This window comes from Pseudomonas sp. PMCC200344 (assembly GCF_030053095.1).
Taxonomy (GTDB): domain Bacteria; phylum Pseudomonadota; class Gammaproteobacteria; order Pseudomonadales; family Pseudomonadaceae; genus Aquipseudomonas; species Aquipseudomonas svalbardensis.
The window spans coordinates 4,960,465-4,984,433 of sequence record NZ_CP125618.1; the positions used below are offsets into that span (position 1 = coordinate 4,960,465).

The 23,969-nt window shown below is 59.9% G+C and carries 25 protein-coding genes; 8 read left to right on the forward strand and 17 right to left on the reverse strand.

The window, feature by feature from the left end; all coding sequences use genetic code 11:
• Positions 1 to 20: 20 nt before the first annotated feature.
• Positions 21 to 458 (reverse strand): multidrug/biocide efflux PACE transporter, encoded by a 438-nt coding sequence (locus QFW87_RS22720; RefSeq protein WP_283181374.1) that lies wholly within the window; start codon positions 456 to 458, stop codon positions 21 to 23.
• A gap of 90 nt (positions 459 to 548) precedes the next feature.
• Between QFW87_RS22720 and QFW87_RS22725 the strand changes: the two genes are divergently transcribed.
• Positions 549 to 1,403 carry a LysR family transcriptional regulator gene (locus QFW87_RS22725; RefSeq protein ID WP_283188928.1) on the forward strand — a complete coding sequence of 285 codons (855 nt, stop codon included), beginning with the start codon at positions 549 to 551 and terminating at the stop codon, positions 1,401 to 1,403.
• A 95-nt stretch (positions 1,404 to 1,498) separates the two neighbouring features.
• Here QFW87_RS22725 and QFW87_RS22730 read toward each other — a convergent pair whose 3' ends face one another.
• The 3 genes from QFW87_RS22730 to QFW87_RS22740 form a co-directional block, all read right to left on the reverse strand.
• Positions 1,499 to 2,734: an RNA polymerase sigma factor gene (locus QFW87_RS22730; RefSeq protein WP_283188929.1), complete on the reverse strand. Its 1,236-nt coding sequence runs from the start codon at positions 2,732 to 2,734 to the stop codon at positions 1,499 to 1,501.
• On the reverse strand, positions 2,734 to 3,084 hold the full coding sequence (locus QFW87_RS22735) for a YciI family protein (RefSeq protein ID WP_283181376.1): 351 nt from the start codon (positions 3,082 to 3,084) through the stop codon (positions 2,734 to 2,736). Before QFW87_RS22735 ends, QFW87_RS22730 begins: the two co-directional genes overlap by 1 nt.
• 80 nt (positions 3,085 to 3,164) lie before the next feature.
• Positions 3,165 to 3,590 (reverse strand): nuclear transport factor 2 family protein, encoded by a 426-nt coding sequence (locus QFW87_RS22740; RefSeq protein ID WP_283188930.1) that lies wholly within the window; start codon positions 3,588 to 3,590, stop codon positions 3,165 to 3,167.
• 140 nt (positions 3,591 to 3,730) lie between these two features.
• Here QFW87_RS22740 and QFW87_RS22745 point away from each other — a divergent pair, with 140 nt between their 5' ends.
• Entirely contained in the window at positions 3,731 to 4,216 is a 486-nt protein-coding gene (locus QFW87_RS22745; protein WP_283188931.1) for a GNAT family N-acetyltransferase, read from the forward strand.
• A 7-nt stretch (positions 4,217 to 4,223) separates the two neighbouring features.
• A complete protein-coding gene (locus QFW87_RS22750) occupies positions 4,224 to 4,829 on the forward strand; it encodes a pyridoxamine 5'-phosphate oxidase family protein (protein ID WP_283188932.1) in 606 nt (201 codons plus the stop codon).
• Positions 4,830 to 4,967: 138 nt separating this feature from the next.
• Here QFW87_RS22750 and QFW87_RS22755 read toward each other — a convergent pair whose 3' ends face one another.
• From QFW87_RS22755 to QFW87_RS22795, 9 genes are all read right to left on the reverse strand, one after another.
• Positions 4,968 to 5,465, reverse strand: coding sequence for a GNAT family N-acetyltransferase (locus QFW87_RS22755; protein WP_283188933.1), 498 nt, complete (start codon positions 5,463 to 5,465; stop codon positions 4,968 to 4,970).
• A gap of 406 nt (positions 5,466 to 5,871) precedes the next feature.
• Positions 5,872 to 6,564, reverse strand: coding sequence for a response regulator (locus QFW87_RS22760; RefSeq protein ID WP_283188934.1), 693 nt, complete (start codon positions 6,562 to 6,564; stop codon positions 5,872 to 5,874).
• Entirely contained in the window at positions 6,561 to 9,254 is a 2,694-nt protein-coding gene (locus tag QFW87_RS22765; protein WP_283181382.1) for a sensor histidine kinase KdpD, read from the reverse strand. The genes QFW87_RS22760 and QFW87_RS22765 overlap by 4 nt, the downstream gene beginning before the upstream one ends.
• A gap of 54 nt (positions 9,255 to 9,308) precedes the next feature.
• Positions 9,309 to 11,378 carry a potassium-transporting ATPase subunit KdpB gene (gene kdpB / locus QFW87_RS22770; RefSeq protein ID WP_283188935.1) on the reverse strand — a complete coding sequence of 690 codons (2,070 nt, stop codon included), beginning with the start codon at positions 11,376 to 11,378 and terminating at the stop codon, positions 9,309 to 9,311.
• 11 nt (positions 11,379 to 11,389) lie between these two features.
• Complete coding sequence (kdpC, locus tag QFW87_RS22775; protein WP_283181384.1) at positions 11,390 to 12,070, reverse strand: K(+)-transporting ATPase subunit C; 681 nt, start codon at positions 12,068 to 12,070, stop codon at positions 11,390 to 11,392.
• Between the two features lie 10 nt (positions 12,071 to 12,080).
• A complete protein-coding gene (gene kdpA / locus QFW87_RS22780; protein ID WP_283181385.1) occupies positions 12,081 to 13,787 on the reverse strand; it encodes a potassium-transporting ATPase subunit KdpA in 1,707 nt (568 codons plus the stop codon).
• Between the two features lie 167 nt (positions 13,788 to 13,954).
• On the reverse strand, positions 13,955 to 14,053 hold the full coding sequence (gene kdpF / locus QFW87_RS22785) for a K(+)-transporting ATPase subunit F (protein ID WP_095130908.1): 99 nt from the start codon (positions 14,051 to 14,053) through the stop codon (positions 13,955 to 13,957).
• A gap of 263 nt (positions 14,054 to 14,316) precedes the next feature.
• A complete protein-coding gene (locus tag QFW87_RS22790; RefSeq protein WP_283188936.1) occupies positions 14,317 to 14,802 on the reverse strand; it encodes a GyrI-like domain-containing protein in 486 nt (161 codons plus the stop codon).
• A 67-nt stretch (positions 14,803 to 14,869) separates the two neighbouring features.
• Complete coding sequence (locus QFW87_RS22795) at positions 14,870 to 15,532, reverse strand: LysE family transporter (protein WP_283181387.1); 663 nt, start codon at positions 15,530 to 15,532, stop codon at positions 14,870 to 14,872.
• A gap of 139 nt (positions 15,533 to 15,671) precedes the next feature.
• Between QFW87_RS22795 and alaC the strand changes: the two genes are divergently transcribed.
• Positions 15,672 to 16,883, forward strand: a complete 1,212-nt coding sequence (alaC, locus tag QFW87_RS22800) for an alanine transaminase (protein WP_283188937.1) — start codon at positions 15,672 to 15,674, stop codon at positions 16,881 to 16,883.
• A gap of 123 nt (positions 16,884 to 17,006) precedes the next feature.
• Here the strand turns inward: alaC and QFW87_RS22805 are convergent, their stop codons facing one another.
• Both QFW87_RS22805 and QFW87_RS22810 read right to left on the reverse strand, forming a co-directional pair.
• Positions 17,007 to 18,359 (reverse strand): GntP family permease, encoded by a 1,353-nt coding sequence (locus QFW87_RS22805; protein ID WP_283188938.1) that lies wholly within the window; start codon positions 18,357 to 18,359, stop codon positions 17,007 to 17,009.
• An 82-nt stretch (positions 18,360 to 18,441) separates the two neighbouring features.
• Positions 18,442 to 18,975: a gluconokinase gene (locus QFW87_RS22810; protein ID WP_008151141.1), complete on the reverse strand. Its 534-nt coding sequence runs from the start codon at positions 18,973 to 18,975 to the stop codon at positions 18,442 to 18,444.
• Positions 18,976 to 19,188: 213 nt separating this feature from the next.
• On the opposite strand from QFW87_RS22810, the gene QFW87_RS22815 reads away from it, so the two are divergent.
• Positions 19,189 to 20,220, forward strand: a complete 1,032-nt coding sequence (locus QFW87_RS22815; RefSeq protein WP_283188939.1) for a LacI family DNA-binding transcriptional regulator — start codon at positions 19,189 to 19,191, stop codon at positions 20,218 to 20,220.
• Positions 20,221 to 20,260: 40 nt separating this feature from the next.
• On the opposite strand, the gene QFW87_RS22820 is transcribed toward QFW87_RS22815, so the two are convergent.
• Together QFW87_RS22820 and QFW87_RS22825 are read right to left on the reverse strand one after the other, a co-directional pair.
• Positions 20,261 to 20,887 (reverse strand): DUF998 domain-containing protein, encoded by a 627-nt coding sequence (locus tag QFW87_RS22820; RefSeq protein ID WP_283188940.1) that lies wholly within the window; start codon positions 20,885 to 20,887, stop codon positions 20,261 to 20,263.
• Positions 20,888 to 20,977: 90 nt separating this feature from the next.
• Entirely contained in the window at positions 20,978 to 21,850 is an 873-nt protein-coding gene (locus QFW87_RS22825; protein WP_283188941.1) for a LysR family transcriptional regulator, read from the reverse strand.
• 120 nt (positions 21,851 to 21,970) lie between these two features.
• Here QFW87_RS22825 and QFW87_RS22830 point away from each other — a divergent pair, with 120 nt between their 5' ends.
• The 3 genes from QFW87_RS22830 to QFW87_RS22840 are packed head-to-tail and all read left to right on the forward strand — an operon-like array spanning position 21,971 to position 23,872.
• Positions 21,971 to 22,402, forward strand: a complete 432-nt coding sequence (locus QFW87_RS22830; protein WP_046049513.1) for a PACE efflux transporter — start codon at positions 21,971 to 21,973, stop codon at positions 22,400 to 22,402.
• A 56-nt stretch (positions 22,403 to 22,458) separates the two neighbouring features.
• A complete protein-coding gene (locus QFW87_RS22835) occupies positions 22,459 to 23,091 on the forward strand; it encodes a glutathione S-transferase (RefSeq protein ID WP_046049512.1) in 633 nt (210 codons plus the stop codon).
• A gap of 40 nt (positions 23,092 to 23,131) precedes the next feature.
• Complete coding sequence (locus tag QFW87_RS22840; RefSeq protein WP_283188942.1) at positions 23,132 to 23,872, forward strand: NAD(P)-dependent oxidoreductase; 741 nt, start codon at positions 23,132 to 23,134, stop codon at positions 23,870 to 23,872.
• Positions 23,873 to 23,969 lie beyond the last annotated feature (97 nt).

The following is a 23,969-nucleotide window of genomic DNA, read 5'->3' on the forward strand; positions in this document are numbered from 1 at the left end:
CGAGGCTGCGATCTTTGCTTTTAAGCTTCGTAAGACTGACGCATGACAAACCGCTCCCGTACCACGTCATACGCCCAGTGGTAGACGTAGGTGTACGGCAGGAAAAACAGCAACACGCCGATATCCAGCACGAACGCTTGCCACAGGCTGACCTTCAGCCACCAGGCAATCAACGGCACACCCACCGCGACCAGACCGCCTTCGAACAACAGCGCATGGACAACACGTACCCACGCGTTGTGCACGAGGTTGTAGTGTTTGAGCGCACGGTCGAACAATCCGTTGAAGACCACGTTCCAGGCCAGGGCAAGTGCCGCGATAGCCATGGTCACGACGCCCATATCGAGCATCGGCTTGTCCATGATCCAGGCCAGCAACGGGGTACAGATCAGGATGGCCAGCAATTCGAAACCGACGGCCTGGAAAATACGTTCAGTGATGGATTTGTTGGCGCTCATGGCCAGACTCCTCTGAGTGACTGTGGTTGCCATGATCCTTCTTCACACCGATACTTCATAACCAATAACCATCGATCAAGGCGATAGTTCATGGCCTCTCAAGAAGTGTTGCAGGCCTTCGTTCAGGCAGCGACTCAAGGCTCGTTTTCCGCCGCGGCGCGCAAATTGGGCCGCAGTCAGTCGACCATCAGCGCCGCCGTGGCCAGCCTTGAAATCGACTTGAACCTGACACTGTTCGACCGCAGCAGCCGCAAACCGAGCCTGACCCCGGCCGGGCACGTGATGCTGCAACGGGCCGAGGAAATCCTGGCCGCCACCAGCCGACTGGAAATGACCGCCAGCCAACTGTCCCAAGGGGTCGAGCCAAAACTGACCGTGGCGATTTCCGACACGTATCAGTCCGACCGATTCGAAGCGGCGCTCAGCGCCTTCGAGCAGCGTTATCCGGACCTGGAACTTGAATGCCTGATCGCCGAATGCGATGACTTGGTGGCATTGGTACAACGGGGTCGGGCGCATGTGGCCTTCGCCGAAAAACAAGACAGTTACCCGCCGGACTTGGTCAGTTCGACCGTAGAAGAACGGACCGAGATTGCCCTGTTCGTGTCCCGCGAGCATCCGTTGGCGGCCCTGAGCCACATCGATCAGGACGTGTTGCAACAACACCGAGAGCTGCGTCTGGCGACGATCGTCAATCCGTATGAAAGCCGGGCAAAGGGGCGCGTCTGGTCGGCGCCGAGTTATCTGATGCTGCTGGAAATGGCTCAGGGCGGATTCGGCTGGGCGCCATTGCCCCGGTGGCTGGTGGAGCGGTTTGGCCCAGGGACGTTGCAGGAACTGGACGTGCGCGGCTGGCCAAAACCGGTGTTCGTCGATGCACTGTGGTCGCGGCTGCATCCGCCAGGGCCGGCGGGGAGTTGGTTGTTAGGCAAAATGCTGGAATAGCGGCGCGGCCACTCGCGGGCAAGCCTCGCGCCTACGGAAGGTGTGAGGAACCTGTAGGAGCGAGGCTTGCCCGCGAAGGCGCCCGCAAGATCACATCACTTCAGCTCCCGCAACCGGGCCTCAATAAACCGCCGCTCCGGCACTTGCTGCGTCAACTCCAACGCCCGCTCATAAGCCGTCCGCGCCTCCTCAACCCTTCCCAACTGCCGACAAAACTCCGCCCGCGCCGCGTGCGCCAAGTGGTAATCCAGCAAATCACCCCGCGCCAGAATCCCTTCAATCAACGTCAGCCCCGCCAGCGGTCCATCCCGCTTGGAGATCGCCGCCGCACGGTTCAGTTCGATCACTGGCGAAGGCGCCGCCCGCAACAGCACGTCATACAGACCCACAATCTCCAGCCAGTCCGTTTCCGCCGCCGTGGGCGCTTCGGCATGCGACGCCGCAATCGCCGCTTGCAGGCAGTAAGGCCCGAAGCGCCGGGTTGTCAGTGCACGCTCCACCAGTGCGCAACCTTCAGCAATCATCTCGGCGTCCCACAACGAACGGTCCTGCTCATCCAGCACGATCAACTCCCCGCTCGCCGACGTCCGGGCCGGGCGTCGGGACTCGTGCAGCAGCATCAGCGCCAGCAGCCCCATCACCTCGGGTTCCGGCAGCAGCTCCATCAACAAACGACCGAGCCGAATCGCCTCGCGGGTCAAATCCTCACGGGTCAGTTCCGCGCCCATGGACGCGGAATAGCCTTCGTTGAACACTAGGTAAATTACTCGCAGCACGCTGTCCAGGCGCTCGGGCAATTCCGCCAGGGTCGGCACTTGATAAGGAATTTTCGCGTCACGGATTTTCGCCTTCGCACGTACGATGCGCTGGGCGATAGTCGCTGGCGCCGACAGGAACGCCCGGGCGATTTCTTCCGTGGTCAGGTCGCAGACTTCGCGCAGCGTCAACGGCACCTGGGCGTCCGCCGCAAGTGCCGGGTGGCAACAGGTGAAGATCAGGCGCAGGCGATCGTCTTCCACGTCTTCATCACTCCAGTCGGCCTGCTCCAGCGACTCCAGTTGAGCGATCAACATCGGTTGCGACGCGATGAAGCGTGCGCGCCGCCGCAACACATCAATGGCCTTGAAGCGCCCCGTGGACACGAGCCAGGTACGCGGATTGTCCGGCACGCCGTCACGCTGCCAGCGCTCGACCGCGACGAAAAACGCCTCGTGCAAGGCTTCTTCGGCGAGATCAAAATCGCCGAGCAAACGGATCAGGGTCGCCAGAATCCGCCGTGACTCTTCGCGATAAACCTGCTCGACCTGCGCCCGTACCGACTCGACAGACATCAGGCGCCGGAATTCAACTGGCGAACGGGACGCACCTCGACGCAGCCGACCCGGGCCGCCGGGATGTTGCCGGCGACCTGGATGGCTTCATTGAGGTCCTTGGCATCGATCAGGTAGAAGCCGGCCAACTGCTCCTTGGTTTCGGCGAACGGGCCGTCGGTGATCGACATCTTCCCGTTGCGCATCCGCACGGTGGTCGCGGTCTGCACCGATTCCAGCGCCTCGGCGGCAACCATTCGGCCACTGCCCTGGATCGCCTCGGCGTAGGCCATGCATTCAGCGTCATTCGGGCTTTCGGGCAGCGAGTGCAACTCGTGCTCGTTGCTGTAGACCAAGCATAAATACTTCATGGGGCTCTCCTGAATCGAACGGATCAACTATGGCTGCTGATTGACGCTTTCGCGACATTCCCGACGAATCGGCCTGACGCTCAGGGCTCCAGGTTGAACAGCGTCGTACCGCTCATCATGTCGAACGGGGCCGACCAGTGTTCGTGGACAATGCGCCATTGCCCATCGTCGCGCCGATAGCAGGCGGTCACGCGCATCCAGCAGGCCTGGGTCTCGCCCTTCTCGTTGGTGCCGCCGCAATGGGCCAGCCAATGGGCGAAGGCGATGTGCTCGTCTGCCACGATGTTCATATGGTCGAAGTCGAACTTGTGCGCGCCCTGGCACATTTCCATGCATTCCTGCCAATGCGCGCGGTAGGCCGCCGTGCCCCGAAATTGCAGGGCCTTGACCGCGTCGTAGGAGACGATGTCCTCGGCATACAAGGGCATGAGTTTCTCGACATCCTTGGCGATGACCGCCTGACGATAGGTGTCGATCAGGGTCTGGATTTCGTGGGTAGCGTTCATGGTGGTTCTCCGTGGTTTTTGTTGTGAAGACACCCTTAGTCGTCTGGCGAAAAGCCAAATCGACAGTAGAAATAAAAATAATCCATGAACGCAAACTCGTTAGAATTCGAAACACATTTTGTTGGAAAAAGGACACTCCAGTGACAGCCCTACTCGTGCCTTACGACAGCCTGAACGCGCTCCAGCGCCAGCAGGTCGAGGCCATTGAAGTTCACAAAGAACAAATCAGGTTCTCCGGCGACATTCACGGTGCGTTGCACACCTTGCTGTCCAAACCCGGCCCCGGCGTCAAAGGATTTGCGCTACTGGTCGAGGAGGTTCCCGTGGCCTTTCTGCTGCTCAAGCGCCCGCCAGTGCTGCCGGCGTGGGCCAATGAACACAGCGCGACCCTTCACGCACTGCAAGTCGATCAACGGGCTCAGGGCAAAGGCTATGGCAAGGCCTGTCTGCAAGCCCTGCCCGACGTGGCCCGTCAGGCGTTTCCGGAGATAAAGGGGCTGGAATTGTCAGTGGATGCGGATAACGCATCGGCCATCGCGCTTTACGCAAAATTCGGCTGGGTCGACAGCGGCGAAGCCTACAGGGGTCGGATCGGTTACGAACGGCGCATGGGTCTGATTTTCTGAGGTGGTTATGCTCAACAGCATCGAAGAACTGGAAGCCCTCTACGGCCAGCCCCACGACCGCGCCGTGCGCAAGCAAATCCCCTTTCTGAACGAGGACTATCAGGCGATGGTCCGCGCCTCGCCGCTGGTAATTGTCAGCTCGGTGGGGCCTGACGGGATGGACGGTTCGCCACGGGGCGACACGCCGGGTTTCGTGCGGGTCATTGATGAACGCACCCTGGCGATCCCGGATCGGCCGGGCAACAACCGAATCGACACCCTGCGTAACGTCGTACTCGATTCGCGGGTGTCGCTGCTGTTCATAATTCCCGGGATTGGCGAAACGTTGCGGGTTAACGGCACGGCAAAGATCAGCGCCGAACCTGGGTTGCTGGAGAGCTTTGCGGTGAACGGCAAACCAGCGCGCACGGTGATGCTGGTGACGGTCGAAGCGGCGTACTTCCACTGCTCCAAGGCCATCGTTCGTTCGGACTTATGGAACCCTGAGAAGCACCTCGAACGCTCTGCCCTGCCAACGGCGGGTGCCTTTCACAAGCGCTTGAACGATGGGCAGTTCGATGCCGAGACGTATGACCGGGAAGCGCCGGTCAGGGTGCGGGACAGTCTCTACTGATACAACGCCCCCCCTTGTAGGAGCTGTCGAGTGCAACGAGGCTGCGATCTTTTGATTTTGGCGGTTTTGAAGCGGCTGAAGAGCAAGATCAAAAGATCGCAGCCTCGTTGCACTCGACAGCTCCTACAGGGCTCGTGTTTACAGCTCCAGAATCATCTCATGCCACTCCATCCCGCCATGGTCAGACGCTGAAGGCTTGATGTAGGCAAACCCGAACCCGGCATACAGCGGAATGTGCCGCTCCTTGCACATCAGATGGATGCTGGTCTTGCCCAACGCGCGCATCCGCTCGATGAATTCGCCCATCAACCGTTTCGCCAGCCCCTGCCCCTGAAAATCCGGGTGCACCACCACCGACATGATGACCACGTGTGGGCCGGCCGGGTCGTGGCCGATCAGTTCTTTGAACGCCTCGTCCGACATTTCTACCTGAAACGCCGCACCGGAATTGATGAAACCGGCTACAACGCCATCGACTTCGGCCACGATGAAACCTTCGGGCCAAGTGGCAATGCGCGTGGCGATTTTTTCGCGGGTGGCGGCTTCGTCGCCTTCGTAGGCAACGGTTTCGATGGCGTAACAGCTGTCCAGATCAGTAGGCAGGGCGTTTCGGATGACAGGGTTCGACGAGTTCATGGCGCAGCGCAGACCTTGGGGCAAGTGAGATGACAGGATAACGCTCGCCGATTCTAGCAATACTTGCTTGCCCTCGAACGCCCGATACCCACCCCTCGTATGAAGTGCATAGGGTTCAAGGACGGCGCCGTAAAGCTTTCATATAACCGCTACCCAAGGCCCCGGGTTCGTATTATCTATCTGTGTCTCGACGATTGATGACGCCCAGCCACGGCAGGTTGAGCGCTCCTCGCCCCACCCCCAGGACTTTGATCATGAGCTCGACTCAAATCGGCCTACTCGTGTTGTTCAGCATTACCTCGTTCGGTTTCATCACGCTGTACATCGATTTCCTGCACGAACGCCGGATCAAGAAAGACAAGTGAGCGACACACGGCCAGGCGCTGCGACCAGCGTCCGCCGTGCTTTACAGCCCCACCAAGCGATATCCCACCTGCAATTCGGTGATGAAATGCTGCGGCTGGGCCGCATCGGCCTCCAGTTTTTGCCGCAAGTGCGCCATGTGCACCCGCAGATAGTGAGCACGATCGACGTAATCCAGGCCCCACACTTCCAACAGTAGCTGGCGATGGGTCATGACCCGGCTTTGTCCGCGAATCAGCGCGCACAGCAAGCGATACTCGATGGGCGTTAGATGGACCGGTTGGTTTTCGCGCCGGACCTCGTGCGTGGCCATGTCCACCTCGATCATGCCGAATGTCACCTTGCTGGTGACCGCGGCGGTGCCGTTTTGCACATGCCGACGCAACTGGGCGCGGATACGCGCGAGTAACTCGGGCACGCCGAAGGGCTTGACCAGATAATCGTCCGCCCCCGCATCCAGTGCCGCCACTTTTTCCTCTTCACGATCACGGGCCGACAGCACCAGAATCGGCACCGTCATCCAGCCCCGCAACTCACTGATCAATTGTTTGCCGTCACCGTCGGGCAAACCCAGATCGACAATCACCAGATCCGGTTGACGGCTGGCGGCGTGGATCAGGGCGCGTTTGACGTTGTCGGCCTCGAACACCTGAAAACCTTCGTCCTGCAGCGCGATACCGATGAAACGGCGGATGTTGGCCTCGTCCTCGACAATGAGGATGCGTGCACTGGTCATAGCGATTCCATGGAAGGCGGATGACCCGCCGGTAAAGTGATGACAAAGCGGATGCCCGAGATGGCCTGAGGCTGAGCCTCGATCGTTGCGCCATGGGCCTGGACAATCCGTTTTGCCAACGCCAGCCCAAGGCCGATGCCGGCAACGGCCGACTCCTGCTGACCCCGGGTGAACGGTTCGAACAAACTCTGAGGCGTGCTGCCCTGAGGACAACCGGGACCGGCGTCGATCACCTCCAACACAATGCTGTCCTCCTCTTGCCGGGCCACAACCTGTACCAGCGTTCCGGCCGGGGTGTACTTGGCGGCGTTGTCCAGCAGGTTGACCAGCACGCGCTCGATCAACAGCGCATCGACTTCCACCAACGGCAACAGTGGCGACAGGGCGGTGCGCACCACATGCCGCGCCAATGGCTCGCGCAGTTGACGCAAAGCACTGCCGACAATTTCCTCCAGTGAGTGCCATTGCCGGTTGAGGCGCACACCGCGTTCCTGCATTCGGGCCATGTCCAACAGGTTTTCGATCAACCGCTGCATGGAGCTGGCCTGATCGCGAATACCGCCCAGCAACTGGGTCAGCGGTCCGGGCGGCGCATGGGGCGCTGCTGCGTCTGCCGCGCCGATTATGGTGGTCAGCGGCGTGCGCAGGTCATGAGAGATCGCAGCCAGCAGGGTATTGCGCATGCGCTCGCCCTCCATCTGCACCAGGGTGCTTTGCGCCACTTCGACGAAATGCACCCGTTCCAGCGCTATCGCCAGTTGGCTCATGCAGGCCTCGAGCAAGCGCTGCTCTTCAGGCCCGTTCAACCGCTCGGGCTCAGCCAGCGCGAGCACCAACACTCCGCGCACGCGCATTGGCGCCTTCAACGGCAAATACCGGCCCTGAGCGGCGGCCAGCGTATCGGTGCCCTGGCCGGCGGGTTGGCCATGGTCGTAAACCCATTGAGCAATGTTTTCATCGATCGCAAATGCACCCGCGCCACAAGCGTGGACACTGTCGGCGGCGTCCGGCAGTGTCAGCCCGACCCGCGCTTCAAATACGCCGCTGAAGGTGCGCAGCGCCACCTCCGTGATCTGCTCCACCGTCAGTGCCGCCGACAAGTCGCGAGCCAACCTGGCCAACGAAGTCGCGCGCCGTTCACGGCTGGCAGCGGTGCGGGCTTCGTGACGCAAGCGTGCCGTGAGCTGCCCGGTGATCAACGCAATACCCAGCATCAGGGCGAAGGTAAAGAAGTACTGGGTGTCGTTGACCGTAAACGACCAGCGTGGCTGGACGAAGAAGAAATCAAAACACAGCACCGCCAGCATCGCCGCCCAGACACCCGGCCCTCGCCCAAAGCGCAGGGCGACCAGCACCACCGTGAGCAAAAACAGCATGACCACGTTGGCCAGGTCAAACACCTGCAACAGCAACGCGGCCACCGCCGTGGCGGCAAAACAGGCCAGGCTGGCCCACAGATAAGCCGGAACCCTGCTGGGCGGAAGCGCTGTATCTGTATTCACCGCCACCGCAACCACGATAGGCAGTGGGCCATGGGCGATGACAATCTGATCGATCTCGGGATGGCGACGGCTGATGCGGTCACTGACCGACTGGTGCCAAAACTGCCAGACCTTGCGCGGGTAATGCCCGAGCACCAGCCGGTTGGCGTTGTGCTCACGAGCAAACGCCACCAAAGCCTCGGCCACGTCCATGCCCGAGAGCGTGGCCGTGTCGGCACCGAATTCGGCGGCCAGTGCCAAGGTCTTCATGGCGGCGGCATAGCGGTGCGCACCCGCGCCACGTCGCTGCACCGAAGGCACATGAACGACAATCCAGTCCGCCTCAAGTTTTTGTGCCAGACGCGCCGCTTCACGAACCAGACGTTCATCCGAAGGGTGCCCTGCCACGCCAACCAGTAAACGCTCGCGCGCGGGCCAAAGGGAATTGATGGATCGCTCGCGGCGATAGTCGCGCATCTGTGCATCGACGCGATCAGCGGTACGCCGCAACGCCAGCTCGCGCAAGGCCAGCAGGTTGCCCTTGCGAAAGAAATGCCGGGACGCGCGCTCGGCCTGGGGCGGCAGGTAGACCTTGCCTTCCTTGAGACGGCGCAGCAGGTCATCGGGTGGCAGGTCGATCACCACCACTTCATGGGCACCGTCGAACAGATGGTCGGGCACGGTCTCGCGCACCCGGATGCCGATGATCCCGCTGACGATATCGTTGAGACTTTCCAGGTGCTGGACATTGAGGGTGGTCCAGACGTCGATGCCGGCGCGCAGCAGTTCTTCGACATCCTGCCAGCGCTTGGGGTGACGCGAACCGGGAACATTGCTGTGGGCCAGTTCATCCACCAGCAGCACCGCCGGACGCCGCGCCAGCGCGGCATCCAGATCGAACTCGCTGAGGGCACACTCGCGATGCATCACGTTATAACGCGGCAGCAATTCCAGGCCAGCGAGCAGTTCGGCGGTTTCCCGGCGGCCATGGGTTTCTATCACGCCAGCCACCAGGTCACGGCCCTGGGTCACTTCGCGTTGGGCCGCGGTGAGCATCGCGCAGGTTTTCCCCACCCCGGCGTTGGAACCGAAATAGATGCGCAGTTTCCCACGCAGGGCGGCCTGTTCGTCCTGTTTCAGCTTCTCCAACAGCGTGTCGGGATCAGGGCGGCCGTCTCGTGAAGCGGTGAACGTATCAATAACGGGCATGGCAATCCTTTTGAACTGCACGGCGCCATACACGGCGCCGTGCAGTCAGTCCTTTCAAACCAGGCCGAGCCCGGTCAACAGCATGTCGATCACCTTGATCCCCGCGAACGGTACCAGCACGCCACCCAGGCCATAGATCAGCAGGTTGCGATTGAGCAACGCCGCCGCGCCGATGGCTCGGTAAGTCACGCCCTTGAGCGCCAGCGGGATCAGAAACACGATGATCAGGGCATTGAAGATCACCGCGCTGAGAATCGCCGAGTTCGGGCTGCTCAGTTGCATCACGTTCAGTGCGCCCAGTTGCGGGTAGGTCGCGACGAATGCGGCCGGTACGATAGCAAAATACTTGGCCACATCGTTGGCCACGCTGAAGGTGGTCAACGCGCCGCGCGTCATTAGCATCTGTTTGCCGACTTCCACCACCTCGATCAGCTTGGTCGGGTTGCTGTCCAGATCGACCATGTTGCCCGCTTCCTTGGCGGCCTGAGTACCACTGTTCATGGCCACCGCCACGTCTGCCTGAGCCAGTGCCGGCGCATCGTTGGTGCCGTCTCCGGTCATGGCCACCAGCTTGCCCTGGGCCTGGTAGTCGCGGATCAGTTGCAGCTTGTCTTCCGGCCGAGCCTCGGCGAGAAAATCGTCAACCCCGGCTTCCACGGCAATCGCTGCCGCCGTCAGGCGGTTGTCGCCGGTGATCATGACTGTCTTGATCCCCATGCGCCGCAGTTCGGCAAAGCGCTCCTTGATCCCCCCCTTGACCACGTCCTTGAGTTCCACCACGCCCAATGCCTGTTGGCCATCACACACCACCAGCGGTGTGCTGCCACGACGCGAGACTTCATCGACCCTGGCCTGCAACGCGGACGGAAAGCTGCCGCCCAGCGCCTCGATGTGCAGGCGAATGGCATCTGCCGCACCCTTGCGGATGCTCCGGCCACCGGCCAGATCGACGCCGCTCATGCGGGTTTGCGCGGTGAAATGCACGAAGCTTGCACCCAGGGCATTGAGGTCCCGCGCCCGCAGGTCGAACTTCTGCTTGGCAAGCACCACGATACTGCGCCCCTCCGGCGTTTCGTCGGCCAGCGAGGCCAGTTGCGCAGCGTCGGCCAGTTCCGACTCCTTAACCCCGGGCGCCGGCAGGAAACTGCTGGCCTGGCGGTTACCCAGTGTGATGGTACCGGTCTTGTCCAGCAGCAGGACGTCAATGTCGCCAGCCGCTTCCACGGCTCGCCCGGAGGTGGCAATGACGTTGGCCGACATCATCCGGCTCATGCCCGCCACACCGATCGCCGACAACAGACCGCCAATGGTCGTGGGGATCAGGCAAACCAGCAGCGCCACCAGTACCGTTGCGCTGACCACGTCACCTCCGCTCATGCCCACCGCGAACATCGAGTACGGGCCCAGGGTCACGATCACCAGCAGAAACAAAAATGTCAGGCCCACCAGCAGAATGTTCAGCGCCACCTCGTTGGGAGTCTTCTGGCGTTTCGCGGATTCGACCATGGAAATCATGCGATCCAGAAATGACTCGCCCGGGTTGACACTGATGCGCACCACCAGCCAGTCCGACAGCACTTTTGTCCCACCGGTTACCGATGAAAAGTCGCCGCCCGCCTCGCGAATCACCGGTGCCGATTCTCCGGTAATCGCGCTTTCATCAACCGACGCCACGCCTTCGATCACCACGCCATCGAGGGGCACCAGATCGCCAGCCTCAATCAACACCACATTGTCCTTGAGCAGTTCGCCGGAAGGCATCGGCATCCAGGCGGAGCCATGCCGGGGTTGCTTCAACAGCTTGGCCAGGGTCTGGCGCTTCATCCCGCGCAAGCTGGCGGCCTGGGCCCGACTGCGCCCCTCGGCCAGTGCTTCGGCGAAGTTGGCGAACAGCACAGTGAACCACAGCCACAACGTGATGCTGAGAATGAAGCCACTGGAGGCTTCACCCTTGCCGCCCAGTGATTGAAACCACAACAGCGTGGTGAGAATGCTGCCCAGGTACACCACAAACATCACCGGGTTCTTCCACTGCGCCTGGGGCAGCAACTTCTTGAAGGCATCCAGGCACGCCGTGAGCAACAACCCACGGTCGAACAAAGGCAAACGAGCTTGCTTACTCATGGTTGTTTCTCTTACTCACTGGCCGCAAGGGGTGGCTGATGCGCAGGCGCCAGAGCATCCAGCGCGAGGTTGAGTTGCAGCACATTGACTCGGGGTTCGCCGAGCAGGCCGAAGGTGCGTTGTTCGGTGTGGGTATTCACCAGCTTCAACAGATCGGCGGGCGGCAGGTGGCGCAGACGTGCGACGCGCGCCGCCTGAATTTGTGCGTTGGCCACCGAAATGTGCGGATCCAAGCCTGAAGCCGACGAGGTGACCGCATCCACCGGCACCTGCGCATCTGCCGCCAGGCCGTTCTGCCGGCGGTAGGCTTCGACCCGCACGGCCACAGCATCGATCAACTTCTGGCTGGTAGGGCCAAGGTTGCTGGCGCCACTGGAACCTGCGTTATACGGCTGCGCCACGCTTTTGCTCGGGTCCAGTGGATCTGCGCCGAGGGTCATGCTCGCACGTCCCTGGAAATACTCGGGGCGGGTGAAATGCTGGCCGATCACCGCCGAACCGATCACCAACCCGTCCCGTTCAACCAGGCTGCCCTGGGCCTGAAACGGGAACAGCACGTTGGCCACCAGTGTGGTGAACAACGGATACGCCAGCCCGGTCAGCAGCATGAAAAACGCCGCCGAAATCAGCACCGGGCGCAACAGGCCGACAAACAGAAATTGCATCTTGGTTTGTGTTTGTACTTGAGTCATCACAGCCCCCTTACTTGTAGGTCTGGCCAGACAGCAACTGCAGTTGCTCGACCAGTGGGCCGAGCGCGAGCGCCGGCAGGAAAGTCAGGCCGCCCACCACCAGCACCACGAACACCACCAGGAACATGAACAGCGGTGTGGCGGTCGGAATGGTGCCGGCACCGGCCGGGATGTTCTTTTTCATCGCCAAGGAACCTGCGACCGCGAGCATCGGCAGCATGGTGAAGAAGCGTCCGAGCAACATGGCAAGACCGATTGTGGTGTTGAAGAACGGCGTATTGGCGTTCAATCCGGCGAACGCCGAACCGTTGTTGGCAGTGCCCGAGGTGTAGGCATAAAGCACCTCACTGAAGCCATGGGGCCCCTGGTTGTTGAGGCTGTTCATGGTGTCTGGCCAGAGTGCCGCCAGGGCCGTGAAGCCAAGAATACAAATGGGGTGCGCCAGCACTGACAGCATCACCAGCTTGATCTCCCGCGCCTCGATCTTCTTGCCGAGGAACTCGGGGCTGCGACCGATCATCATCCCCACCAGAAACACCGTCAGCAACGCGTACTGGATCAGGTTGATAAACCCAACTCCGTCGCCACCGAACACGCAATTGAGCATCATCTGCGCCAACGGTACGAAGCCGCCCATGGGCGTCAGCGAGTCATGCATGGCGTTCACCGAACCGGTGGTTGCGCCAGTGGTGGTGGTCACGAACAGGCTGGTGTCGGCAATCCCGAAGCGCAGTTCCTTGCCTTCCATGTTGCCGCCACTCTGGGTGGCCGACAGCACCTGGTCCGCGCCCACCCGGGTCAGCAGCGGGTTGCCACTTTGTTCAGCCGTGTAAACGATGCTCAGAAAGCCGACGAACATCACCAGGAACGTGCCAAAGAACACCCACCCCTGACGCCGACGCATCAGCATGCTGCCGAAGGTGTACGTCAGCGCCGACGGAATCAACAGCATGCTGAGGATATGCAGCATGTTGGTCAGCGGAGTCGGGTTCTCGAACGGGTGTGCGGCGTTCATGCTGAAGAAGCCGCCGCCGTTGGTGCCGATGTGTTTGATCGACTCGAAACTCGCCACCGCGCCGACGATCAATTGCTGCTGTGCACCTTCCAGAGTGGTGGCCAGTGCCTGGGAATTCAGGGTTTGCGGCATGCCTTGCCAGACATAAACCAGCGCCATGCCAAAACACAGTGGCAGCATCACCCGGTACAGCGTGCGAGTGAAGTCCACCCAGTAGTTGCCGATATCAGCGGAGTTCGACCGACTAAGGCCGCGAATGAAACCCGCCGCTGCCACAACGCCGGACGTTGCGCCGACGAACATCAGGAAGGTGATGACCGCCATCTGGCTGAAGTTGGACAGGCTGGTTTCACCTGAATAAGCCTGCCAGTTGGTGTTGGTGATAAAAGACGCTGCGGTGTTGAACGCAAGATCAGGGGTTTGCGCGTTCAGCCCCAAGGGGTTGAGCGGCATGAAAACTTGCAGGCGCAACACGATGTATCCCAGCAACATCATCGCCGCATTAGATAGCAGCAGGGCCGAGCCATAACGTGCCCAGCCCATCGTTTCGGCCGTATCGATCCCCAGCAGACGATAAGTAGCGCGCTCCGCCAAGGCATGTTTACGCCCGGTAAATACCAGCGTCAGCCACTTACCCATCAACACGGCGAGTCCGGTCATCAACCCGAGAATCACCGCAAATTCCAGCATAGTGCTCAACATGTCGATGCTCCGTTCAAATCTTGCCCATGGCGACGATGACCATGGCTGTCGCAGCAAAAAAAACCACGCTAACCCCCATAAAAATCAGGTCGTACATTGCCGATTTCCTTTCTCAAGACCGCCCTGACGGGCTGATAAAAAAGCCTGTGCCGCAATGACTGCGGCCATCAAAACTTCTCTGCACGGATAAGGGCGTAACCCAGGTAGGCAAACAACAAGGCGGCACACAGGCCGCTGGCGATGTAAATGAACTCGAGTGTTAACAAGACAGCTCCCCCTGACAAAACGAAAGGACACCCGCAATCGGGTACCGGCTGAGAGCGTCAGTACAAAAAACGCACTGAATTCACGCTCTCATCTGCGCCTTGCAGGGTAAGTGAGGGGGTATCAAGGACGGACACTGATTGGGGGCAGCGGTATTAAGACGGCGTATAGAACGAGCGAAACGGACGGTGTGCGAGGGGTGATGCCAGGAGTCAACGACAGCCTTGGACGGGCACTTTGAAGTGCCCGTCCCGGGCTAGGCTCATTACGATTTGAGCGGCAGCCAGATTTCCAGCACACCGGTGTTGAGCGTCGGGTTGAAGTCTTCGCTGTAGCGTTCGAATTCCGGCGCGTCCGCCGCCTGATAACCGGACTGCGGCAGCCAGGTTTTCCAGATGTACTGGAAGGTCTGGGGCAACTGATCGAGAGAGCCTTTGTGCTCGAACACCGCATAGTGCTGAGGCAGGACCTCAACCCAACGGTATTTCTCGGGCAGGTCGTCGAGCTTGCTGATTTCAACGCCGGCGATGTATTCGAAGCCGCCCTTGCCATCCGGATTGCAACAAATGCCGTAGGTCACTTCGTTTTTTTGACCGGGAATTTTGCCCATCTCGGGAATGAATTTCTCCCAGAGATCGGGAATGCCTTTAGTCGTGTCTGCGGTAAATCGTCCACCAAGCCCTGCAATGAGCAGGAAGTGCCCGTGCTCGAAGCGTGGCTTGGCGGCTTCGACGCCTGTTTGCTCATCCATGACTCAACTCCTGGAACAAAAAAGTGGGTTCGGCTGGGAGTATAGAACCCAAACCGAATTCGCCCAGTTACAGTGCATGCAACTGTTCGACGGCACCCGAGCCGACGAACTCGTTATACCCCGATAGGATCACGTAGACCGCGAAATAGCAGAAGATCGCTGCCGATGCCAAATAGGAATAACGCAGCAGTTTGTCACCCAGTAACTTGCCGCCGTGACTCGCTGCGAAGCACAAGGCGACACACCAGAGCAACCCGGCGCACAGAAATCCGCCGAGAAACAACGCCGAACTGAGCGTGCCACCGCCACCGGAACGAGCGATCAATGTGCCGCCCACCGCCGCGAACCAGAGAATGGCGCTGGGAGACGACATGGCGAGGAAGATCCCGCGGAAAAACTCGCGCCGATGAGAGTTCTGACCCACGTCTTCGGCCTGCGCCAATACCGCCTCATGGTGAATCGCCGAATAGATCATCTTCGCCGCGAAGTACAACAACAGCGCCGACCCTCCGATCCACAGCACCCAGCGCACGGTTTCGTATTGCAGCAAAACGGTCATCCCGGCCAAGGCCAGCACGGCGTAGATCAGGTCGCCGACACACGTCCCCAAACCCAGCGCGAAGCCTTGAAAATAGCCACGCTGCATCGCCAACGTGATCATCGCGATGTTGGCCACGCCGATGTCCAGGCACAACGAAAGGCTCAGCAAGAAGCCACTGGTAAATTCCATCAACCGATTTCCTTCGGACAAATTTGTTTACATAGTCGCTGGACAGTTTGCCACATCAGCACTTACATTCCGCCACAGGTCACCGCAGTGACCAGCGTCGCTCGGACGGTTCCGGGCGCTCACGTTACCCGAGGCAACAATGGCTAACCAAGGTTCGCCGCGCCGCTTTGCGCGCATAGATCGACTCCCCCCTTACGTATTCAACATCACTGCCGAGCTGAAGATGGCCGCCCGTCGTCGTGGCGAAGACATCATCGACTTCAGCATGGGCAACCCCGACGGCCCGACACCGCCGCACATCGTCGAAAAACTCGTCACCGTCGCCCAGCGCGAAGACACTCACGGCTACTCGACGTCCAAGGGCATTCCGCGTCTGCGCCGGGCGATTTCCAATTGGTACAAGGATCGCTACGAGGTCGACATCGACCCGGAAAGCGAAGCCATCGTCACCATCGGTTCCAAGGAAGGCCTGGCGCATTTGATGCTGGCCACCCTCGACCAGGGCGACACCGTTTTGGTGCCGAACCCGAGTTACCCGATTCACATCTACGGCGCGGTGATTGCCGGCGCTCAGGTGCGTTCGGTGCCGTTGATTCCGGGCGTGGACTTCTTCGCCGAACTGGAAAGCGCCATTCGCGGCTCGATTCCAAAACCGAAAATGATGATCCTCGGCTTCCCGTCCAACCCCACCGCCCAGTGCGTGGAGCTGGATTTCTTCGAGCGGGTGATCGCCCTCGCCAAGCAGTACGACGTTTTGGTGGTGCATGACCTGGCCTACGCCGACATCGTCTACGACGGCTGGAAAGCCCCGTCGATCATGCAAGTGCCAGGCGCCAAGGACATCGCGGTGGAGTTTTTCACCCTGTCCAAGAGCTACAACATGGCGGGCTGGCGCATCGGTTTCATGGTCGGTAATGCCGAACTGGTCAATGCCCTGGCGCGGATCAAGAGTTATCACGACTACGGCACGTTCACCCCGCTGCAAGTCGCGGCGATTGCGGCGCTGGAAGGTGATCAGCAGTGCGTCAAAGACATTGCCGAGCAGTATCGTCAGCGTCGCAACGTGCTGGTCAAAGGCCTGCATGAACTGGGCTGGATGGTCGAGAATCCGAAAGCGTCGATGTATGTCTGGGCGAAGATTCCCGAGGCTTATGCGCACATGGGCTCGCTGGAGTTCGCCAAGAAACTGCTGGCCGAGGCCAAGGTTTGCGTCTCGCCGGGCGTAGGGTTTGGGGAGTATGGGGATGATCACGTGCGCTTCGCGCTGATCGAAAACCAGGACCGGATTCGCCAGGCCATACGCGGGATTCGCGGGATGTTCCGGGCGGATGGGTTGGTCAACAAATCTTGACGCCTGACACATAACACTGTGGGAGCGAGCCTGCTCGCGAAGGGGGCGTGTCAGTCAACGTTGATGTTGATTGACACACCGCATTCGCGAGTAGGCTCGCTCCCACATTTGGTTTTGCGGTGTTTAAACGAACAGCGACAACAGCAGGATAAAGCCCAGCGCAACGATGGACAGGATGGTTTCCATCGCCGTCCAGGTCTTGAAGGTTTCCGCCACGGTCATGTTGAAGTATTGCTTCACCAGCCAGAAACCGGCGTCGTTGACGTGAGACAGGATCAGCGAACCGGCACCGGTGGCCAGCACCAGCAACTCACGGTTCACACCCGGAATCATCCCCACCACCGGCACCACAATGCCGGCGCCGGTAATGGTCGCCACGGTGGCTGAACCGGTCGCGATACGGATCACCGCCGCCACCAGCCACGCCAGAAGAATTGGCGAGATCTGCGCTTCCACCGCCATGTTGCCGATGACATTACCAACGCCGCTGGTCACCAGCATCTGCTTGAAGCCACCACCGGCACCGATGATCAGGATGATTGCGGCGGTTGGCGCAAGGCTGGCATCCAGCCATTTGAGTATCTGGTTGGAGCCAATGCCCTGCTTGTAACCGAAGGTGTACAGCGACAGCAGCAACGCCAGCAGCAGTGCCGAGATCGGATGACCGATCAGGTCCATGAAAGTGCGGAAGAAGTTGCCGTCCGGCAGCACCACATCGGCAAAGGTCTTAAGCAGCATCAGGAACACCGGCGACAGCACGGTGATCAAGGTGATGGCGAAGCTCGGGAGATCGGCAGAATCGTTATCACGCGCCAGTTGATCGACCAGTTCCTGGTTAGGATGACCCGGAATGTACTTGGCAATGAACGTGCCGTAGATCGGGCCGGCGATGATGGCCGTCGGCAGCGCAACGATCAGGCCGTAGAGAATGGTTTTACCAATGTCGGCACCGAACACGCCGATGGCCAGCAACGGGCCCGGGTGCGGAGGAACCAGACCGTGCACGGCGGACAGACCGGCCAGCAGCGGGATACCGATCTTGATGATCGACACGCCGGTACGCCGGGCCACGATGAACACCAGCGGAATCAGTAGCACGAAGCCGATTTCGAAGAACAGCGGAATACCGACCAGAAAGGCCGCGAACATCATCGCCCACTGCACCTTGTCCTTGCCGAACGCGCGAATCAGGGTTTGGGCAATCTGATCCGCCCCGCCCGACTCGGCCATCATTTTGCCGAGCATCGTGCCCAGCGCGAGGATGATCCCGACGAACCCGAGCACCCCACCGAAGCCGTCCTGGAACGCCTTGATGATGGTGCCGATCGGCATGCCGGAGGTCAGCCCGAGAAAGGCTGCGGCGATGATCAGGGCAATGAACGGGTGAAACTTGAACTTGGTGATCAGGACGATAAGCCCGATCACCGTGACCACTGCATCGAGCAGCAGGAACGTCTCGTGGGACATGCCAAACATTAGGGGTGTCTCCTGGTTGTTGTTGTTATTAAAGCGGGGAATTCACAAGCCATCAGGACAGCGCTATCTCTTCTGGCAAAACTCATACGGCGTGTTTCAGGCCATGAGCCTGCCACCAGTCATGAGCTTGCTTCGCCAATTGGTCGACGCTGTGGTTCGAAGCGTCCAGAGCCAGGGTCAGGGGCTCGCCAACGGGTGATTCAAGGGTGGCGAACTGGCTGTCGATCAGCGTTGACGGCATAAAGTGGCCCGGTCGATGGGAGACACGATCGGCGGCAACTTCAGGGGTCAGCTCAAGGAACACGAAGCCCAGGCCTGGCAAGGCACTGCGCAGACGTTCGCGGTATATGTGTTTGAGGGCCGAGCAGGTCAGCACCGGACGTTCGCCCTTGGCGTCAATGCGGCGCAATTCATCGCACAGGCTGTCGAGCCAGCCAGCACGGTCTTCGTCGTTCAGGGGGATACCCGCGCTCATCTTTTCGATATTGGCGGCAGGGTGGAAAGTGTCGCCTTCAATGGCGGTCGCGCCGCTGAGTTGGCACAAGGCCTCGCTGACGCAAGTCTTGCCGCAACCGGCAACGCCCATGATGACCAGGGCGGTGATGGGATGATTCATGTAACACCTCAGCGCGCAGACAGCGCTACCTTTGCCAGTTATGACACTAGAAAAAGCAGAAGTTGCCGACGCCTTCTTGTCATTTTTGTGGGTTGCAGCATGTTCGTTCCCAACGCCAAAAAACGGGGATCAGGCAAACCCCGCTCACGCATTTGCAGCGGCGTCGAGACAGCGCTACCTTAGTGCCTCGAATTTTGTTTGGCAAGCCGTCCGATGATCTCCCCTAAAAACGATAAAAATACGCGCACCACTGGCCGCCCCACTTTGAACGAAGTCGCACGCCTGGCCGGTGTCAGCCCGATCACCGCCTCTCGCGCCCTGCGCGGGGTCAGCACGGTGGCCACCGAACTGGTGGAAAAAGTGCAGAAAGCGGCGCTTGAACTCAACTACGTGGTCAACCCCGCCGCCCGCGCGTTAGCCTCGGCCCAGAGCCATTCGGTGGTGGTTTTGGTGCCGTCGCTGTCCAACTTATTGTTCATTGATACGCTGGAAGCCATTCATCAGGTTTTGCGCCCAAAAGGCTTCGAAGTGCTGATCGGGAACTTCCATTACTCACGTGATGAAGAAGAAAACCTGCTGCGCAACTACATGGCGTATCAGCCTCGCGGTTTGCTGCTGACCGGTTTCGACCGCACCGAAAGCTCGCGCCGGATGATCGAGGCCAGCAACATTCCGTGCGTGTACATGATGGAACTGGACAGCGCCGCCGGGCTCAATTGCGTGGGCTTTTCGCAACTCGCGGCCGGCGATACAGCGGCCGGGCATTTGCTGTCACGCGGTCGTAAGCGTCTGGCCTACATCGGCGCGCAACTCGATCAACGCACCTTGCTGCGCGGCGAAGGTTTCCGCAAAGCCCTGCAAAAGGCCGGTTTATATGACCCGGATCTGGAAGTGCTGACCCCGCGCGCCTCCTCCGTCGGTCTCGGTGGCGAACTGTTCCTGCAACTGCTCGCCAGTCATCCCGATGTCGATGCGATCTTCTTCGGCAACGACGACCTGGCCCAGGGCGCACTGCTCGAAGCCATGCGCTGCGGGATCAAGATCCCCGAACAAGTGGCGATCCTCGGCTTCAACGACCTGCCGGCCTCGGCGCACATGGTGCCGCGCCTGAGCAGCATCAGCACCCCGCGAGAAGCCATCGGCCGGCGCGCGGCGGAGCAGATGTTGACGTTGATGGCTGGTAATACGGTTGCAAAACCGGTGCAGGACATGGGGTTTGAGTTGAAGGTGCGCGAGAGTACCTGACGCTTTGATCGTTCCCACGCTGCGTGGGAACGATCGGTTACTAAGCGCGACGGCTTATCAGCACCCCGGCAAACACGCCAACCCAAAGGATCGACACGCCATAGTTGATCCGCTGATACAAACCGAACCCCTGCCCCGCCTCAACGGCCTGTCCCATCAAAGGCAGCACCGACAACGCTCCAAGGGTGCACACCAGGGAGAACCAGGCGAACCACTTCAAGCCCAGTACTCGCGACGCTAGATAGATCCATAGCGCACTGGCGATCAACAGCGTCAGAAACATCACCAGACCCGAAAGGTTATGCAGCTTCTGACTGTCGGAGGGATTTGCCAGACCACAGCCGATATCGCAGGAAAAATACCCGGTACCGAAACTGGCAACACCGTGCAGCACGATCAGCACGGCGCTCAGTCGAGCGAGTTTCGAGGTATGGAGGGTCGCGAACGCGGCCAGACCGAAGACGATAAACAACACACCCAACGGAAAATTATTGATCAGCGGCGACACCCCATGAGTCGGTGCCCCGATTGCACCCAGCTCACTCATGGCCTGATTGAGATGGCTGTAACCGGGATAAAGCCTGCCGGTAGTCACTACACCGACCAGCAGCCAAATCGGCGCCAACAAACCCGCCACATAACCCCATTTGAACATTCCCTTGTTCACGCGCCGTCACTCCTTTGATAGCCCTGTCCAAAACAGACAAGTGGCCAGCAACTTAGTGACTATTCGAACAAAAGTCACCCTGTCCGAGCATCAACGCCCCATCAACTCCACAAACGCCAACGCCCCTTTCTGCAACGGCTGGCTCTTGAGCCACACCGCATGCACCGGCAGCACCAGTCCGTTCTCAATGTTGCGGAAGCTCAGGCGTTTGAGCCTTCCGACGTCGAGCAACGGCTGGACCACCGACAGCGGAAAATTGCCCCAGCCCAATCCGGCCTCGACCATTTCCAGCGCCATGGCCAAGGTGTCGGTGCGCCAGTAAGACTCGGCCACCAGCGGCCGGGTTTCACTGATCGGCAGGTCGCGGCTGGCGACGATGATTTGCCGTACGTGGACCAAATCTTCGAGATACACATCCTGGCCTTGAAACAGCGGATTGTCCGCCGCCAGTGTGGCGATCATCCGTTCGGTGCCGACGAACTGGAACCGCTCCAGCACGTTCATGCTCAGCCCGGCGAACGCCAGGCAAACGCTGACCCGGCCGCTGTGGAGCATCGCCAGCACATCATCCTGCGGCGCGCTGAGCATTTCGATGTCCAGTAGAGGATGACGCTCGGCGATGACCTTGATCGCCGCCATCACGCGGCCCTTGTCGATGTCCGCCACGACCCCGATTGACAACTTGCTTTCAAGCCCCAGCGACAACTCGACCGCATGCACTTGCAGCTGTTTGAGCTGCTCGGCAATCAGTCGCGCATGCGGCACCAATGCGCTGGCCATCGCCGTCGGCACCGGCTCGCGATGGCTGCGATCAAACAGGGGATAACCGAGTTCGGCTTCCAGGTTGGCGATGCCCATGCTCACCGCCGACGGCACTTTACCCAGCGCCCGAGCGGCAGCGGAAAACGAGCCGCGCTCGATCACCGCGAGGAACAACTCGATGCTGTCACTGTTGAAATTCATTCCTCTTCCTATCAATAAAACTGAAAGCTACCGACTTTTTCTGTCACGCCTATTGAAGCTATCTTTCGCCGCCTTCGCCAGTGCTCCTGGCTTCAAGTTCGCAGAAAGAGGCAAATTCCCATGCAAGGCGTTAAACGAAAACTGCTCTACGTGTCGCTTTACGAGGTCATCGGCATGACCTTCTCGGCCCTGGGTCTGGCGTTGTTGTCCGGCACCTCGCCCGGCAGCACTGGCCCGTTGGCAGTGATCATTACCACCATCGCGGTGACCTGGAATTTCATCTACACCACGCTGTTCGAGCGCTGGGAAAGCCGCCAGCCTTCGCGAACCCGCACCGTTAAACGGCGCATCGCCCATGCCGTGGGTTTTCAACTAACCTTGATAGTGTTCCTCATCCCGTTGATCGCCTGGTGGATGAACATCAGCCTGGTGCAAGCCTTTCTGCTGGACGCGGCGCTGATCATTTTCATCCCGTGCTACACCTTCGCCTTCAACTGGTTGTTTGATCGCACGTTTGGTTTGCCAACTTCGGCGCTGCCAGATCCGGTTTGAAAACGCTGAATGTCTGTTAGATTCCTGAAGCGTCAAATCGCTAACGGAGTAGCTCAATGGAACATGCACTGAAGATTCTGGGAAAAGCCTCGTCCATCAACGTCAGAAAAGTCCTGTGGACCTGTGAGGAACTGGGTGTTGCCTACGAACGTGAAGACTGGGGCGGCGGTTATGCGTCGACCCACACGCCGGAGTTTCTCAGGCTCAATCCCAACGCACTGGTGCCCGTGATCATCGATGAGGCCGGCGTGCTGTGGGAGTCCAACACCATCTGCCGCTATCTGGCCGGTAAACACCACAACACCGATCTGCTACCCCACGAACCGGCGGCCCGCGCTCGGGTAGAGCAGTGGATGGATTGGCAAGCCACCGAACTCAATGCCTCCTGGAGCTATGCGTTCACGGCATTGGTACGCAAAGATCCGGAATTCCGGGACCCGCATCACATTGCCGCCGGTGTACACGGCTGGAATCAGAAAATGGGCATCCTCGAGCATCAGCTCGCGGCCACCAAAGCGTATGTCGCCGGGCCGCACTTCACACTGGCGGACATCGTCATCGGACTGTCAGTCAACCGCTGGCTGATGACACCGATGGAGCGCCCTGACTACCCCGCCATCGACGAGTATTTCCAACGGTTGGCACAACGCCCGGGATTCCTGAAACATGGCTGCAACGGCCTGCCATAACGCCAAACCCGCAACGCTCCTACCCTGAAAAGAGAGACTCATGAACGGACTCAACGTACTGCTGACCGGTGCCTGCGGCAGAATCGGCAAAACCTTCTTCGAAGCCTCAAAAGACCGCTACACCTTCGTCCTGACGGATCGCATCGAGCCCGACTTTGCGGTCGATGCGCCTCACCGTTTCGTCAGCCTGGAGCTGTCCGACCCCGCGACCATGGGCGAAGTATTGAAAGGGATCGACGTCATCGTGCACCTGGCCGGTATTCCTCACGCCACTGCCACTTTCAATGAGTTGCTGCCCAATAACATTTTGGCCACCACTTACCTGTTCGAAGCCGCGGCGGCGGCTGGCTGCAAGCGACTGGTGTTCGCCAGCAGTGCGCAAACCATCGAAGGCTATCCGGTGGACCGGCAGATCACCCCGGGCATGCAGGTCATGCCGGCCAATCTGTATGGCGTCAGCAAGTGTTACGGCGAAGCGTTGTGTGCGTTCTATGCTGCCAAACGCAACCTCTCGACCATCGCGATACGGATCGGCGCTTTCGAATTCCCGGACCGTCATGAACTGACCAACGCCCGAGACCTGAGCGCCTGGCTGAGCCCACGCGATGCGGTGCAGTTGCTGCAGCGTTCGGTGGAGGTCGAAGGCGTGCAACACCTGATCGCCCACGGCATTTCCAACAACCGCTTCAAGCGCCTGGACCTCAGTGAAACCATGCGGGTGTTGGGTTACCGGCCGGTGGATGATGCGTTTCAGACCTTCGATATCTCGATTGCGCCATAAACCCTCCGATCAGGCCGCCTTCGCCTCGGCGACGTTTCTCAGGTTGTTCCTTGGCGCGAGAGAACCCGCAACCTGATACTGGAAAACATCGCCCATC